The organism is Stenotrophomonas sp. YJH_SMC_53 (genome assembly GCF_059369995.1).
In genome coordinates this window covers 189,618-203,818 of sequence record NZ_JCAFTF010000004.1, presented here as the reverse complement: position 1 = coordinate 203,818, position 14,201 = coordinate 189,618, and the positions used below count along the sequence as shown (strand labels likewise).

Annotated in this window: 14 protein-coding genes; 1 reads left to right on the top strand and 13 read right to left on the bottom strand. The window is 67.5% G+C overall.

Going from position 1 to position 14,201, the window contains the following annotated elements; genetic code table 11:
• Positions 1-247: 247 nt before the first annotated feature.
• From AC5P7X_RS08070 to AC5P7X_RS08010, 13 genes are all read right to left on the bottom strand, one after another.
• Positions 248-1,852 carry a sulfite reductase subunit alpha gene (locus AC5P7X_RS08070; RefSeq protein ID WP_053496837.1) on the bottom strand — a complete coding sequence of 535 codons (1,605 nt, stop codon included), beginning with the start codon at positions 1,850-1,852 and terminating at the stop codon, positions 248-250.
• The gene (locus AC5P7X_RS08065) at positions 1,849-2,820 is read right to left on the bottom strand and encodes an FAD:protein FMN transferase (RefSeq protein WP_053496839.1); all 972 of its coding nucleotides are present in this window, start codon (positions 2,818-2,820) and stop codon (positions 1,849-1,851) included. Before AC5P7X_RS08065 ends, AC5P7X_RS08070 begins: the two co-directional genes overlap by 4 nt.
• Positions 2,821-2,876: 56 nt before the next feature.
• Positions 2,877-3,680 carry a DUF4198 domain-containing protein gene (locus tag AC5P7X_RS08060; RefSeq protein ID WP_053496840.1) on the bottom strand — a complete coding sequence of 268 codons (804 nt, stop codon included), beginning with the start codon at positions 3,678-3,680 and terminating at the stop codon, positions 2,877-2,879.
• 75 nt (positions 3,681-3,755) lie between these two features.
• Positions 3,756-4,274, bottom strand: a complete 519-nt coding sequence (locus AC5P7X_RS08055; protein ID WP_053496842.1) for a DUF2271 domain-containing protein — start codon at positions 4,272-4,274, stop codon at positions 3,756-3,758.
• 40 nt (positions 4,275-4,314) lie between these two features.
• The gene (locus tag AC5P7X_RS08050) at positions 4,315-4,953 is read right to left on the bottom strand and encodes a PepSY-associated TM helix domain-containing protein (protein ID WP_053496843.1); all 639 of its coding nucleotides are present in this window, start codon (positions 4,951-4,953) and stop codon (positions 4,315-4,317) included.
• 169 nt (positions 4,954-5,122) lie between these two features.
• Positions 5,123-7,543: a TonB-dependent receptor domain-containing protein gene (locus AC5P7X_RS08045; RefSeq protein ID WP_495214712.1), complete on the bottom strand. Its 2,421-nt coding sequence runs from the start codon at positions 7,541-7,543 to the stop codon at positions 5,123-5,125.
• Between the two features lie 145 nt (positions 7,544-7,688).
• Positions 7,689-8,090 carry a hypothetical protein gene (locus AC5P7X_RS08040; RefSeq protein ID WP_053496847.1) on the bottom strand — a complete coding sequence of 134 codons (402 nt, stop codon included), beginning with the start codon at positions 8,088-8,090 and terminating at the stop codon, positions 7,689-7,691.
• Between the two features lie 164 nt (positions 8,091-8,254).
• Positions 8,255-8,932, bottom strand: a complete 678-nt coding sequence (locus AC5P7X_RS08035) for a Fe2+-dependent dioxygenase (protein ID WP_495214711.1) — start codon at positions 8,930-8,932, stop codon at positions 8,255-8,257.
• Positions 8,933-8,942: 10 nt separating this feature from the next.
• A complete protein-coding gene (locus tag AC5P7X_RS08030) occupies positions 8,943-9,662 on the bottom strand; it encodes a tetratricopeptide repeat protein (protein WP_005415590.1) in 720 nt (239 codons plus the stop codon).
• 71 nt (positions 9,663-9,733) lie between these two features.
• Entirely contained in the window at positions 9,734-12,025 is a 2,292-nt protein-coding gene (locus AC5P7X_RS08025) for a TonB-dependent receptor (RefSeq protein ID WP_495214710.1), read from the bottom strand.
• Between the two features lie 149 nt (positions 12,026-12,174).
• Positions 12,175-12,579, bottom strand: coding sequence for a hypothetical protein (locus AC5P7X_RS08020; RefSeq protein WP_329841444.1), 405 nt, complete (start codon positions 12,577-12,579; stop codon positions 12,175-12,177).
• Between the two features lie 174 nt (positions 12,580-12,753).
• On the bottom strand, positions 12,754-13,086 hold the full coding sequence (locus tag AC5P7X_RS08015; protein WP_495214709.1) for a non-heme iron oxygenase ferredoxin subunit: 333 nt from the start codon (positions 13,084-13,086) through the stop codon (positions 12,754-12,756).
• On the bottom strand, positions 13,083-13,622 hold the full coding sequence (locus AC5P7X_RS08010) for a GNAT family N-acetyltransferase (RefSeq protein ID WP_065177925.1): 540 nt from the start codon (positions 13,620-13,622) through the stop codon (positions 13,083-13,085). The genes AC5P7X_RS08015 and AC5P7X_RS08010 overlap by 4 nt, the downstream gene beginning before the upstream one ends.
• 68 nt (positions 13,623-13,690) lie before the next feature.
• Between AC5P7X_RS08010 and AC5P7X_RS08005 the strand changes: the two genes are divergently transcribed.
• Positions 13,691-14,182 (top strand): hypothetical protein, encoded by a 492-nt coding sequence (locus AC5P7X_RS08005; RefSeq protein WP_372485639.1) that lies wholly within the window; start codon positions 13,691-13,693, stop codon positions 14,180-14,182.
• Positions 14,183-14,201 lie beyond the last annotated feature (19 nt).

The following is a 14,201-nucleotide window of genomic DNA, read 5'->3' as shown; positions in this document are numbered from 1 at the left end:
GCACGCGTCGATGCCGTTCAGTAGATCCACGCGATGCGTGGATGGGGCGACCGACACCGCGTCATGGTGCGAACCAAGGTTCGCACCTACCAGGAGGCAGTTCGCACGCATCGACGCCGTTCAGTAGATCCACGCCATGCGTGGATGGGGCCGCCAATGTCGCGTCATGGTGCGAACCAAGGTTCGCACCCACCAGGAGGCAGCTCGAACCCGCTGTAGATCCACGCCATGCGTGGATGCGGCGACCTCAATACACATCGCGCCGGTAACGACCGGCCAGCAGTAGCGCTTCCTTGTCCGCAGTCCCCAGCACCTGCTCGATCACCGCATCCACCGCCGGGGCCATGCCCTGCAGGCTGCCACAGACCAGGATCGTCGCGCCTTCATCCACCCACTGCCGCAGTGTTGCTGCTTCGGCCAGCAGGCGGTCCTGCACATAGCGATGCACACCGCCATCGCGGCTGAACACAGCATCCAGCCGCGCCAGCGTGCCGTCGGCCAGCATCGCCTGCAGCTCTTCGCCGAAATGGAAGTCATGCGCGGCGGTGCGCTCGCCGAACAGCAGCCAGGTACGGCGCGCGCCACTGCGTACGCGTTCGTGCAGGTGTGCGCGCAGGCCGGCGATGCCGGTGCCGTTGCCGATCAGCAGCAGCGGTACCTCGGCGGCGACGCCATGGAAATTGTCGTTGCGGCGCAGGCGCAGTTGCACCGGTTCGCCAAGTGCGGCGTGGTCGCACAGCCAGCCGCTGCCGATGCCGGGTGTTCCATCGGCGCGTAGCTGGCGACGCAGCAGCAGCTCCACCGCGCCGTCGGCCATCACTGAGGCGATGGAGTACTCGCGATGCGGCAGCGGCTGCAGGGTCGCCAGCAGCGCGGGCAGATCGCCCGGGGGGACCAATGAAGGCAGGTGCGAGTGCGCGACGCGTGCCAGCAACGTCTGCCCGTCATCCAGCACCCTGTCCGCATCGAAGCGCTGTGCGTCCAGCCAGGCACGCACGGTGTGCGACGCATGCTGCGGGCCGATCTCGGCGATGTCACCGGCCTGCCACTGCACATCTGCGCCGGCCGGTGGCCGCAGGCGCAACCAGTACACTGGACCGCCGGGGCTGCCCGGGTTCAGATGTTCGCGCTGCAGCAGCGTCCACGGCTGGTATTCGGCCGGGCTCCAGTCGGGCAGTTCACTGGCGCCACCACCGAGTTGTCCCAGCAGCTGTTGCCAATGACGCAGCGCTGCCGGATCGGCGTTGTCGACCTCGATCGCATCGAACAGCGGATGCGCGCCGTGCTGCCGCAGCCATTGGTCAAGCTGGTGGCCGAATCCGCAGAAGTGGCCGTAGCTGCGGTCGCCCAGCGCGAGCACGCCGTAGTGCAGGTGCGGCAGTGAAGGCGACGAGACCATGACATCGCGCAGGAACGGCAGCGCGTGGTCAGGCGGATCGCCCTCACCGGTGGTGCTGGCGATGAACAATGCACGCTGGCTGCCGGCCAGCAAGGCGGCGTCGACCTCATGCAGACCGCGCACGCGCACCGGCACGCCGGCACCACGCAATGCCTCGCCACTGCGTTCGGCCAGTTCGCGGGCGAAGCCGGTCTGGCTGGACCAGACCAGCAGGATCGGTGCGGCATCGCCGAAGGCAGCATGGTCGCGCGGTCGCCCACGCCACCACAGTGCGGCGCAGGCCAGCGCATACAACGCCGTAGCGAGCACCGCGATCTGCGACTGCCGCGCCGGTGGCGCGCCCTGCCACCAGGCTTCGCCCAGATGCAGCCGCAGCAGCGCCCAGCCGATCACTGCCAGCAGGAACAGCACCAGAGCGTTGCCGAGCCACGCGCGCGACGGACGGGTGCTCATGCGCCTTGCTCGTCGAGCAGGCGCTGGAAGGCGCTGCTGAGAAATTCGAGTGGGCCATCCGCTGCGCGATGCAGGTAGCGCGCGGCCAGTCCTTCGCGTTCGGCCAGCGCCATGCCGTGCTCGCGGCCGAGTACGGTCAGTGCGGTGGCCCAGGCATCAGCATGCATCGCGTCGTCGGCGACCACCGTCACCGCCGCTGCAACCTGGCGAACCGGCCTGCCGCTGCGCGGGTCGAGGCTGTGGCTGTAGGCCTCGCCATCGGCCTGGTACTGATGCCAGCGATCGCCGGAGGTGGCGACCGCCTTGCCATCCAGCGCCAGCACCCGCAGTGGTGTTTCGGTGTGCGCGTCTTCTTCGGGTGCGGATTCCACCAGCACGCGCCAGGGATGGCCATCCGGTTTGCGGCCGTAGCCGGCCAGCTCGCCGCCGACTTCGATCAGCGCTGCCGCAATGCCTTGCCCACGCAGCCAGGCAGCCACGTGATCGACGCCGAAGCCCTTGGCGATCGCAGAGAGATCCAGTTGCAGTCCGCCCGGCTGCAGCAGCGCATCGCCGCGCCATTGCAGGCGCTGCCAACCGCAGCGCTCGCGCGTGGCCTGTACGGTGGTGGCATCGGGTTGGCGGCGTTCGCCGGCGTGTGCACCGAAGCCCCACAGCGCAACCAGCGGACCGATGGTGGGATCAAAGGCGCCGCCACTGGCGGCAGCGATGGCCTGTGCGCAGGCCAGAACGTGGCGGGTCTCGGCCGGCAGCACGCACCATTGGCCCGCGTTGGCGCGGTTGTAGCGACTCAGGTTCGAGCCGGGCTCCCAGGTGCTCATCTGCGCCACCACCGCATCCAGCCGCGCCTGGATGCCGGCATGCAGTGGATGCAGGTCGCGCTGGCGCGGCGCGACCAGCGACACGCTCCACGTGGTGCCCATGGTGGTGCCGCCGAGGCGGGCGATGTCGAGCTGGGGATCGGTCATGGTGGTCTACCGCAGGCACGATGCCGGGGCCTGCCCGGCATCGCGGTCCACATCTGTTACTGCGGCAACACTTCCAGCGTGGCGACGTAGCTCAGGCGGCGCTTGGCGGCCTGCTTCACCGAGGTCTTGTTGTCTTCGGTGCCGGTTTCCAGCCAGTACATGCCGGCTTCCGGCCAGGTCACCTTGATCTCGCCCCTGGCGTCGCTGGTGAGCTTCAGTTCGTCCTGTGCGTTGCGGTAGCGGGTGGCACCCCGCACGATCTCGAACTCCAGGCCAGCGGTCGGCTTGCCATCGACCAGCACGCGGAAGGTGGCTTCCTCGCCGGCGAACAGGTCGTTCGGGTGGCCAACAGCGACCAGCTCGATACCCCGGTTGGTCGGCTTCAGCGCGGTGTCGTTCGGCGCACCGTTGGTGACGAAGGTCTCCACGCGGCCCACCGACTGGCTCAGTTCCAGCTTCTTCGCGTCCTTGGGCAGTTCGCCAAGGGTCGCCACGCTGCCGCGCCAGCGCTTGCGCTCGCCGTTCTGCTCGTAGGTGGCGAACAGGCCGTCATTGACCGACGCGATGCGGTAGGTGCCCGGCTGCTTCAGTTCGATGTCGAACACGCTGCGGTACTTGCCGGTGGTCGCGTTCTGAGGCTGCACGGTGCTGCCGTCCGGCGCGGTGATCACCAGCGATTCCAGTCGCAGCGGCACGTGGTTGAAGTAGAACAGGTCGTTGGAGACCGCACCGTCGACGGTGATCCACGGTGCGTTGCCGGCGATCACGGTCTGCGAGGGCAGCAGCCAGGCCTTGTGGGCCAGGGCGGAGAAGGGAAGGGCAGCGGCCAGGGCGGCGGCGAGGACGAGCGTGCGCTTCATGCGGAAGACTCCAGTGGATGCGGGGTGATGCGGCAAGGAGAAGGGGATTACGACTTAATCCCCTCCGTCCCCTTTTCAGGGTTTGACGGACAGGGTGACCTGACCCAGTTCGGTGGCGCCCTGCGCCTTGCCGTTCTGCGCGGCGGTGGCCGGCCAGGTGAAGGGGATCTTCAGCAGTTCGCGGCCGCCGACTTCGCGCACCGCCTCCACCACCAGGGTGTAGTTGCCCGGGGCCAGCTGCTTCAGTGCCGGCTGCCTGTCGCTGAACGACAGTGCGTGCTTGCCGGCCGGGCGGGTCGGGCCGGTCACGCCGTCCACCGGCACCTGCAGGGTACGGCCACTCTTGCGCCACCACTGGCGCAGGTCGGGCAGCCACTTGGTGCCGTGGCCCTCGCTGTTGCTGGTCTGCTGGTACCAGACCGACAGGTTGGCCGCGACCTTCTGGTCGGCGCCTTCCAGCCACACCGCCACATACGGGCGGTGGTACTCGGCCACGTTGAGCTTGGGCACTTCGACGTTGATGTCGAGGGTGGTGGCATAGGCCGGCGAGGTGGCCAGCAGGCCGCTGAGGGCGATGGTCAGGGTGACGCGCATGGGGCGGCTCCGGAGGGACGGATGGAATTCACGGTGGAAGTCAGTGGATCAGCAGCAGGGCGATCAACAGCGGGATCATCAGGCCGAGGCCGACCAGCGGCCAGGTCATGCGCCGTTGCCGCGCATGCAGGTGCAGCAGGAACAGGCCGGTGATGCAGAACACCAGGCAGGCCACGGCGAACAGGTCCAGGAACCATCCCCACGCCGGGCCTGCGTTGCGGCCCTTGTGCAGGTCATTGAGGTAGGAGACCACGCCGCGCGAGGTCGATTCGTACTCCACCGCGCCGGTTTCGCGGTCGATGCTCAGCCAGGCGTCGCCACCGGGGCGCGGCAGCGACAGGTAGATCTCCTCGGCCGACCACTCGGCCGGGCGCCCACCGATGGCGATGCCCAGCTGCGTGTCCAGCCATTGCCGGGCCGGGCGCGGAATCGGCGCGTTGCCGTCCTCGCGCGTGCCCAGCTGGCCCAGCAGCGCGGCCGGCAGTTCCAGATGCTGGTTCTGCACCTGGGGTTTGGCCTCGATCTTCGCGGCATGGTTAAGAGTCAGGCCGGTCACCGCGAACAGCAGCATGCCGATCAGGCAAACCGCGGAGCTGATCCAGTGCCACTGGTGCAGCGTCCGCAGCCAGAAGCCACGGTTCTGTTGCTGCTGCACGGTGGAAGAGGCAGGACGGCTCACGGCACGGTTCGAAGCGGACGGGGACTGCCCATTACATCATTGATGAGAATAGCTCGCAATTGCGTGTCGTTCTGTATCCCGGAGCAGGCATTCCGGGGTGCCGGCCAGCGGCCGGCACTACCGATCGGTAGATCCACGCCATGCGTGGAGCCGGAGCAGGGCGCGGCGATCAGAACTTCGCGTTCAGCGAAATCCAGTAGCTGCGCCGCTGGTCCTTGGTCGCATAGTCGTCCACGCAGTTGAATTCGCTCTGGCTGATCAACAGGCACGACTGCGAGACGAAATCCTTGTCGAGCAGGTTGTTGACCCGCGCGTTCACCGTCAGCCAGGGCGTGGCCTTCCAGCTGCCACCGAGATGGAAGATCGTGTAGTCCTCGTAGTAGCGGGCGTTGCTGGCGCCGTTGGCATCCAGCAGCGTGTCGCGGTAGCGGTCGTAGCGGCCCTCACCGATCAGCGACAGGCTGACCGCTTCATTGATCTGCCAGTTGAGGCTGGCGTTGGCCATGTGTCTTGCCGGCATGGTGCCGCTGATCGGCAACCCCTTCTGTGCGCCACTGGTCTGCTCACTCTTCGTCCAGGTGTAGTTGCCGCGCAGCTGCAGAGTGTCGAGCAGGTCGACATGCGCGGCCAGTTCGGCACCGCGGGTCTCGGCCTTGTCGATGTTCACGCTCTGGGTGAAGGTGCTGTAGCCCAGTGCCGCCCAACCCGGGCCGATGTCCACGCAGTAGCCGCTGCCGGCGCGCGCCACTTCGCAGTTGGGGAAGGTGCCGCCGCTGGCGATCTTGTCTTCGAACGTGTTGAAGAAGCCGGTGACGTTGAAGCCCCAGCGCTGGCCCTCGTAGTAGGCGGCCAGCTCGTAGTTGGTGCTGGTTTCAGGCTTCAGGTTCGGCGAACCCACCAACGGCAGCACGCCCTGGCCACCGAAGCCGGTGATGCCCGGGAACAGCTGGTCCGGTCGCGGGGTCTTGTAGCCGGTGCTGACGCCGCCCTTGAAGGTCCACGCATCGCTGGCGTTCCACACCAGGTAGCCACGCGGACTGACGTGGCTGCCGAACACGTTGTGGTCGTCGTAGCGCAGGCCGAAGGTGGCGGTGAGGGTGTCGGTCAGCGCCCAGTTGTCCTCGGCGAACAGCGCCCACATGCGGTGCTTCTGCCTGGTGTTGCTGCGGTAGCCAGCGCCATCCATGCCGAACACGCCATCGACCATGTCAGTGTTGTTGTACTGGCCACCCACGGTCAGCTTGTGTGCGCCGAAGTCCAGGTCGAGCATCGTGTCGAGCACGTAGCCTTCCAGCTCCATGGTGCGCAGCGGGCGCGGCAGGAACGCCTGCAGGCGCGCCATCTCGCTGGGATGGAGTGCGGCCAGCGCATTGCCACGGCCGGCCGCGCAGTTGTTGGAAGCGCCGGTGCGACGGCAGACGTCATTCCACAGCGTCTGCAGGTTGGCACGCTCGTCCAGGGTCAGCGGCAAAGAACGGCCGAGATTGCTGCTCTTGCTGTGGGTCAGCGAAGTCTGCCAGGTGCCGAAGCTGTAGCGGCCCTGGTGGGTCAACGATAGCTGATCGCGCTCGTAGCGCTGGTAGGCGGTGTAGCCCACGCGCGGCTGCACCACGCGGCGGGTGACGGTGCCGCTGCCGTTCGGGTTGGGGATGACCGCATTGCCGACGCGCCACAGGCTGGCCAGGCTGTCCAGCGTGCCGGTCTGGCCTTCGCTGTTGTCGTACTTCTGCCGCGACACGTCGTAGTCCAGCCACAGTTCGTGATCATCGTTGACGCGGAAGTCCAGGCGTACGCCGGTATTCCAGTTGGTGTTGGCGACCGATTTGCCGCCACCGCCGAAGCCGATGCTGCGCTCCCACAGGCTGCCGTCGGGCAGGGTCAGTGCATCCCACTCCGGATTGGAGGCCTTGGCGTCGTAGTAGCTGCCGCGCACCGCCAGGCTGAGGCGGTCCTTCAGCAGCGGGCCGCTGAGGTAGAGGTCGGTGGTGCGCGCATCGCCGAACTGGTCGTCCTGCTGCACGGTGAAGCTCTGGCTGACCGAGCCGTGCCAGCTGTCCTGGTTGCGGCGGGTGATGATGTTGATGACACCACCCATCGCGTCCGAGCCATACAGCGTGGACATCGGCCCGCGCACGACTTCGATGCGTTCGATCGCCTCCAGCGGCGGCAGGTAGGCGAACTGGCCGCCACCGAAGTTGTTCGGATAGATCTGGCCGACATTGCTCTGGCGGCGGCCGTCGATCAGCACCAGGGTGTACTCGGACGGCAGGCCGCGCATCGACACGGTGGCCCGGCCGTTCTTGTCGGTCGCTTCCAGGCCCACGTCGATGCCTTCGACGTCGCGCAGCGCGTCGACCAGGCTGGTATGGGGGCGCTTGCTCAGTTCCTCGCGGCTGACCACGCTGATGCTGGCCGGGGCATCGATCACCTTCTGTTCGAAGCCGGAGGCAGTGACCACCACCTTGTCCAGCGTCTGCGGTGCGCCGGCGGCGTCACCGCGGGCGAAGGCGGGGCTGGCGAAAGCCGCCAGCACGGCGCTGGTCAGCAGGGTACGGGACAGGGACGAACGGACACGATGGCGCTGGGCCATGGCAGTTACCTCGAAGGATGCAGGGTGGCGCGATGCCGTGCGCGAAGGGCGCGGCAGGCACGGAAGGCCCGGTCAGGGGCGGCAGGGATGAAGCAGACAGCGGCGTGCAGGCGCGACCGCGCGGGCGGTCACGCCAGGCCGTGGATCAGGCGAGCGGCGGCGCCTGGCCGCGTTGCTGGCGGCGCCCGGGCGCATCGGCCCAGGGCGTGTCCGGAGCGGCCAGCGGCCAGTCCGGGCGCACGCCGGGCATGGCCGGCGTGGCGGGTACGAGTTCGAGTTCAGTGCGCAGCCAGTGGCTGGCCAGCAGCAACGGCGGGTGTGCCTGCTCGGCCGCTTTCACCGGGGTGGCGGCACAGCGGCGCAGCTTGGCCGGCGCCTCTTCCTGCAGGGGGCTTTCGCCACCGCGCTCTTCCAGCGGCATCTGCATGGCCATTCCGGCCTGGGCCTGTGGCAGCAGTGGCAGGGTGCCCAGCAACAACGCCAGCATCGCCACCCATGCCAGCAGGCTGGCCAGCGCCGGACGCTGGCCGCGCATGGCGGTGCCCATCTTGCGATGGATGAGTGGGCGAGGGCGAAGCGGACGCAGCAAGCAGGGGTCCCCAGGGGTCTGCCGGCAGCGGCCGGCACCAACGGGGCGTGATTGTAATGAGAGCCGTTAGCTGTTGCAAATGAGAATGATTGCCAAAATGCCGCAGGCCGGCCCGGCAAGGCTCAGACTTCGCTCCAGCGCCGCAAAAGGTTGTGGTACACGCCGGTCAGCTGCAGGATCGCCTCGGCGTCGCCGCCGGTCTGCCGCAGGCGCTCGATCGAGCCATCCATTTCCCACAACAGGCGGCGCTGCACGTCGTCGCGGATCATGCTCTGCACCCAGAAGAAAGAAGCCACGCGTGCGCCACGGGTAACCGGCCGCACCTGGTGCAGGCTGCTGGACGGGTACACGACCAGGTCGCCGGACGGCAGCTTCACTTCGTGCTCGCCGTAGGTGTCGCTGATGATCAGCTCGCCGCCTTCGTACTCCTCGGGCGCGGACAGGAACAGGGTGCAGGAGATGTCCGAGCGCAGCTGCTCGCCATTGGCCAGGTTCATCACCGCACCATCGACGTGGTAGCCATAGGCGCCGCCACCGCTGTAGCGGTTGAAGCGCGGCGGCAGGTACTTCAGCGGCAGCGCGGCGCTGAAGAACAGCGGGTGCTGGGCCAGCGCGACGAGGATGATCTCGCCCAGTTCGCGGCGCAGCGGGGAAGCCTCGGGCAGCTGCTGGTTGTGCTTGGCCTGTGCGCCCAGATGCCCCACGGTTTCGCGGCCATCGGTCCAATCGGCGTCGTCGAGGCGGCGCCGGAAGCCGGCGACCTGGTCGGCGCTGAGAATGTCGGGGATGTGCAGCAGCATGCGGGACTCCTCAGAGGGACGGCGGTGCGATCAGGGCGCGCACCTGGGGATGCGGCGACGCGGCCAGTTCCGGCACGATGTGCGCCATGAACGCCGGACTGCCGTGCGCCAGGGCGAGCCGCAGCCAGTGCACGGCCTGCTCGACCTGGCCGGCCTGCAGCAGGATCGAGGCGTAGTTGGCCTGGCCGCGGAAATCACCGGCCTCGGCCGCGCGCTGGTACCAGGCGAGTGCCGCCTGCGGATCAGCCGCGGTATCCAGCCCGTCTTCGAGATGGCGGGCCAGCAGGTTCATCGATTTGGCATGGCCCAGGTGCGCGGCACGGGTGTACAGGGCCAGTGCCTGCGCGCGGTCCTGGGGCACGCCGCGGCCGGTGGCCAGCAGGTTGGCCAGGTTGTACAGGCCCCAGTCCAGCCCGGTGTCGGCCGCGCGCCGGTACCACACCGCGGCCAGCGTGGGATCGGGCGTGGTGCCCTGGCCCAGCTCATGGCAGCGGCCGAGCATGTTCATCGCCATCGGCGCGCCGTTGTTGGCGGCGGTTTCGTACCAGAGCAGCGCAGCCGAGGCGTCCTGCGCGGTGCCTTTGCCTTCCATGTGCATCTGCGCGAGCAGCAGTTGTGCATCGACCTGCCCGGCCTGTGCGGCGTCGCGCACGCGTGCGAACGCAGCCTGTGGATCGTGCTGGAGCAGCTCGGCCAGGGCGTCGCTGTCGATGGGGGTACGGGGTGCCATGATGGGGTGAGTATCGCCGGAAACAAAAACGGCGGCAGGAGCCCCTGCCGCCGTGGTGGAGCGCCGTTACATCAGAACTTGACGTTCAGTGCCAGGGTGGCCGAGCGACCCGGGGCGATGCTCGCGTAGTGCGAGGCATAGGCCTTGGTGAAGTAGGTCTTGTCGGTCAGGTTCTGCACATTGAGCTGCAGGCTGATGTTGTCCTGGATCGCGTAGCTGGCCATCGCGTCGAAGCGGGTGTAGCTCGGGATCCACTTGGTGTTGGCGACATCACCGTACTGCTTGTCCGAGTAGAACGCGCCGGCGCCGATGGTCAGGCCGATCGGGAAGCGGTAGGTGGTCCACAGGTTGGCGCTGTGCTTGGCAGTGTTCGGGAACACGTTGCCGTTGTATGGCGACGGCACGTACACGTTGGACGGGCAGGTGCGGCCCACCGGTGCGCCACAGACGAAACCGTTGTCCTTCAGTTCCGAGTCCAGGTAGGTGTAGCCGCCGTACAGGCTCCAGGCGTCGGTCAGCTGGCCGGTGAAGCCCAGTTCGAAGCCGTTGATCTCCTTCTTGCCGGCGTTCTGGCTGGTGCCGTTGTCGACCGTCACGCGTGCGTTGTTCATCACGGTGTGGAAGATCGCTGCGGTCAGGTTCAGGCGCTGGCCGAACAGGTCCCACTTGGTGCCCAGTTCGAGGTTCCTGGTGTCCTGCGGCTTGAGGTCGGCCACGGCGGCGCTCAGACCGTCCGAACCGTCACCACCGTCCATGCCCGGCGGGGTCGAGGAGGTGCCCCACGACAGGTAGATGCTGCCGTTGGCGGCCGGCTTGAACACCACACCGGCCTGGTAGTTCAGGAAGTCGTTGCTGTTGCGCACGCGGGTCGGTGCCTTGCCGGCCACCGGAGTGGTCAGGGTGGTGCGGAAGTCGTCGTAGCGCAGGCCGAGGTTGATCATCCACTGCTCATTGAGCTCGATGGTGTCGAACACGTAGGCGGAGGTGGTCCTGGTGCGCTGCTCGACGTCCAGTGCCTTGTCACTGCGGTACACCGAATGGGTGGCTGCCCACGGATCGCGCGGATCCGGATTGGCGAAATCGGTGCAGTTGTAACCGGTGGCCGCGCCGGTGGTCGGGCACTTGCTGTTGCCGGTGAGCGGGTTGCTGGTGCCCGGCGTCATCAGGTAGCTGCCGCGGGTCATCTTCTCGTCGCTGTATTCGACGCCAGCGCTGTAGCTGTGCTTGAGCGCGCCGGTCTGGAAGGCACCGGTCAGGCCCAGCTGGTCGGCGAAGCTCTTGACGTCGACGGCGCGGGCGTTGGTACGGCGCCACAGGGTGCCGTAGTTGTTCGGGTTGCCCTGGCTGTCGTCCGGCTGGGTCCACAGGTAATCGTTGCTGGTATTGCCCAGGCGCGCGATGTTGCGCAGCTTGTGGCCGCCGAAATCGTAGCTGGCATCCAGGGTGCTGATGTCGGCGCGGGTGCGCTGGAAGTCACGATCGACCAGGCCGTAGTAGTTGTTGCGGTCCGGCACCATCGGGCGGCCATCGACCCACTTCGAGGCCGGCGCCCCGTTCGGGTTGCCATACGGGAAGCCACCCGCGTCCGGCAGGTCATCGCTCTGCATGTGGTAGTGGCTGGCGATCAGCTGCGCCGGGCCGTTCAGGCCGAACGCGATCGACGGTGCGATGCCCCAGCGGCTGACATTGGCAGCGTCACGGCCGGGGATGTCCGACTCGTGCTTCATCAGGTTCAGGCGCGCGGCGATGCCATCGCCCAGCACGTAGTTGGCATCCACGGTGCCGCGTGCGTAGCTGTCGGTACCGATGCCCATGCTGGCGCTGGTCTCGTTCTTCAGCTTCGGCGTCTTGCTCACCAGGTTCAGGCTGCCACCACCGGAATCACGGCCACCGTAGGCCGAGCTCGGGCCCTTGACCACTTCCACCTGCTCCAGATCGAAGATCTCGCGGGTCTGCGAGCCGACGTCGCGCAGGCCGTCGACGAAGACGTTGCTCTGCGAATCGAAGCCACGGATGAAGGGGCGGTCGCCGGTCGGGTTGCCGCCTTCGCCGGCACCGAAGGTGATGCCCGGCACCATGCGCAGCGCATCCTGCAGGTTGGTCGCACCGGTTTCGGCGATCAGCTTCTCCGACACGATCGACACTGACTTGGGGGTGTCCAGCAGTTCGGCGGTGAACTTCGGCGAGGACGGATTGAACCAGCTGCCGCGCACCTGCACCTTGTCCAGGTCGGTGGCCTTGCTGGATGCGGCATCAGCGCTGTCGGCAGCCTGCGCGGCCAGCGGCGCGAAGCCTGCGGCCAGGGTGGCGGTGGCGAGCAGGGAAACGCGCGGGGCGTGCTTGCGGGACGTGATGTGGGTCATGGCTTTGGGTAGTGGCGTGGATCGGGAAACGGCGAAGGCCGAAGCGCAGACAGCGCGACGACAGGGAGGGGGCGTCTTCTGTAGAGCCGAGCTGATGCCCGGCGATGCGGCGAACGACTTCAGGCGCACGGCAACAGCCGCAGGGCGCCTCAGCTGGCGTGCCGTGCGGGCGGTGCGTGGCCGGGGTTCAAGCGCAGTGCGGGATCGTGCAGTTGCCGGCGCAGGGCATCGGAGCGCCATAGCGGGATATGTGCGACCAGGGGCGCGCGCAGGGGTGCCACTCCGGTGCAGGGCGTGTTGCCCTCACCATCAAGCGGCGGCTCCGGTGCAGGTGCAGCATGTTGCGGGCATTCGTCTGCCGACGGCGCCGGCAATGGCATGACCTGGCGCAACCCTTCGGCATGTGCCTGCCAGCCTTGGGTAGTCGGGGCGTTGCTGCGTCCTTCGTGCAGCGCCGACCAGCCCAGCAGCAGCGTCAGCAGCACGGCCACGGCCAGTGGCCACCCCTGGCGGGCGAGCTGGCACAACGTGGCAGTGGGCGCGGGCGAAGCCATGGCGCGAGGGCGAAGTCGTTACGAAGATGTTACGTAGAATAACATCAACGATAATGATTCGCATGTACGGGGTGTTGCGGGACGCCGGGGCGGCCGGGGAACGCCCTGCAAAGGCCCTTGCGGACCTCCTTCAGATCCAGCCCAGGGAGGATACCCCCAGGTCGGGGCGCCGCCTCAATCCCGGTCGTCGCGCGTCCAGACGGCGTCGTGTTCGCGCTTCACCGGGAACTTGGGCACCGGGGTATAGGCCGGTGCGCACAGGGCGCGGCCATCGCGTATGTCGAAGCGCGCGCCGTGCAGCACGCACTCCACGCTGCCTTCGGCAGTGTTGAACTCGCCCGAGGACAGCTCGAATTCCTCGTGCGTGCACTGGTCTTCCAGCGCGTACAGCTCGCCGTCGAGGTTGAACACCACGATCGGGGTGCCGGTCACCTCGTCGAACACGCTCTTCATTTCACCGGGCAGCAGCTCGTTGCTGGCGCACACGAAGGTCCAGGTATCGCTCACGCGGCCGCTCCGGCCAGCGGTTTTTCCAGGATCTCGAAGCGCAGGTCGTCGCGCTTGGGGATGCCGAAGCGTTCGTCGCCATATGGGAAGGGTTTCTTGATGCCGGTCCGCTGGTAGCCACGACGCTCGTAGAAGGCGATCAGTTCGTCGCGTACGTCGATCACCGTCATCTGCATCACCGGCACGTTCCATTCGCGTGCGGCGTGGGCTTCGGCGGCGTCCATCAGCTGCTTGCCGACGCCGCCGCCCTGCTGTGCGGGGTCGACCGAGAACATGCCGAAGTAGCCCTTGCCCTCAACGTCGGCAACGTGGGCGCAGGCCACAAGAACGCCTTCGCGCTCGGCCAGCAGGATGGTGGAGCGGGGGCGGTCCAGGTCGGCCTGGATGCCTTCGGCGTCGATGCGGGCGCCATCCAGCAGGTCGGCTTCGGTAGTCCAGCCCACGCGGCTGGCGTCGCCACGGTAGGCCGAGGTGACGAGGGCGATCAGGGCGGGGATGTCGGCCGGCGTGGCGGCGCGGAAGGTCAGGGTGCTCATGGGGGCATTTTAGGTGGGCAGTAGGCGGGCGCAAATGGGGGAGGCCCTCGGCGGCCCTGGCAACCGCTATGCTCGTGCATTCTTCAAATGCCAGGCGGAGTGCAGGGGTGGGCATACCGAAGGGAATCGCGCTGGCCGCAACTGTCCTGCTTGTGGCTCTTCTGGCTTGCCTGCCGGCGCAGGAGGAGAGTGGCGGCATCGCGCCCAACGGCCTGGGATGCCCGCGTTTCAGTGCGTCCCGTGCGTTGCCAGTGACGGTGGAGGCGCTGCGTGCCGATCCCATGCGTTATCACGGCAGACTGGTGCGCGTACGGGGTGCCTACGTTGAGAGCTTCGAAATGTCTGCGCTGCACCCGGGGCCACCGGTGCAGGATCCATGGGCGGCCGACGGCGTGTGGGTGAATGGAATTCCCGTCACGGCGCTGCCGTCGGAGCAGGCGGTTGAACTCACCGGAATCGTATCGGCGGGCCAACCCGCGTTCCCTTACGGCAAGGGGCACCTTGGGCAATGGCCTGCGGAGCTCTGCGTGTCTTCGATCCTTCCCTTGGCGGCGCCATGAAAAACGCCGCGGTTTCCCG

Excerpts from the sequence above, each read along its gene's own strand:
- AC5P7X_RS08010 (WP_065177925.1), bottom strand. The coding sequence starts at position 13,622 with ATGAGCACCCTGACCTTCCGCGCCGCCACGCCGGCCGACATCCCCGCC.
- AC5P7X_RS08025 (WP_495214710.1), bottom strand. The coding sequence starts at position 12,025 with ATGACCCACATCACGTCCCGCAAGCACGCCCCGCGCGTTTCCCTGCTC.
- AC5P7X_RS08020 (WP_329841444.1), bottom strand. The coding sequence starts at position 12,579 with ATGGCTTCGCCCGCGCCCACTGCCACGTTGTGCCAGCTCGCCCGCCAG.
- AC5P7X_RS08005 (WP_372485639.1), top strand. The coding sequence starts at position 13,691 with ATGCTCGTGCATTCTTCAAATGCCAGGCGGAGTGCAGGGGTGGGCATA.
- AC5P7X_RS08055 (WP_053496842.1), bottom strand. The coding sequence starts at position 4,274 with ATGCGCGTCACCCTGACCATCGCCCTCAGCGGCCTGCTGGCCACCTCG.
- AC5P7X_RS08060 (WP_053496840.1), bottom strand. The coding sequence starts at position 3,680 with ATGAAGCGCACGCTCGTCCTCGCCGCCGCCCTGGCCGCTGCCCTTCCC.
- AC5P7X_RS08035 (WP_495214711.1), bottom strand. The coding sequence starts at position 8,932 with ATGCTGCTGCACATCCCCGACATTCTCAGCGCCGACCAGGTCGCCGGC.
- AC5P7X_RS08065 (WP_053496839.1), bottom strand. The coding sequence starts at position 2,820 with ATGACCGATCCCCAGCTCGACATCGCCCGCCTCGGCGGCACCACCATG.
- AC5P7X_RS08040 (WP_053496847.1), bottom strand. The coding sequence starts at position 8,090 with ATGGGCACCGCCATGCGCGGCCAGCGTCCGGCGCTGGCCAGCCTGCTG.
- AC5P7X_RS08045 (WP_495214712.1), bottom strand. The coding sequence starts at position 7,543 with ATGGCCCAGCGCCATCGTGTCCGTTCGTCCCTGTCCCGTACCCTGCTG.
- AC5P7X_RS08070 (WP_053496837.1), bottom strand. The coding sequence starts at position 1,852 with ATGAGCACCCGTCCGTCGCGCGCGTGGCTCGGCAACGCTCTGGTGCTG.
- AC5P7X_RS08030 (WP_005415590.1), bottom strand. The coding sequence starts at position 9,662 with ATGGCACCCCGTACCCCCATCGACAGCGACGCCCTGGCCGAGCTGCTC.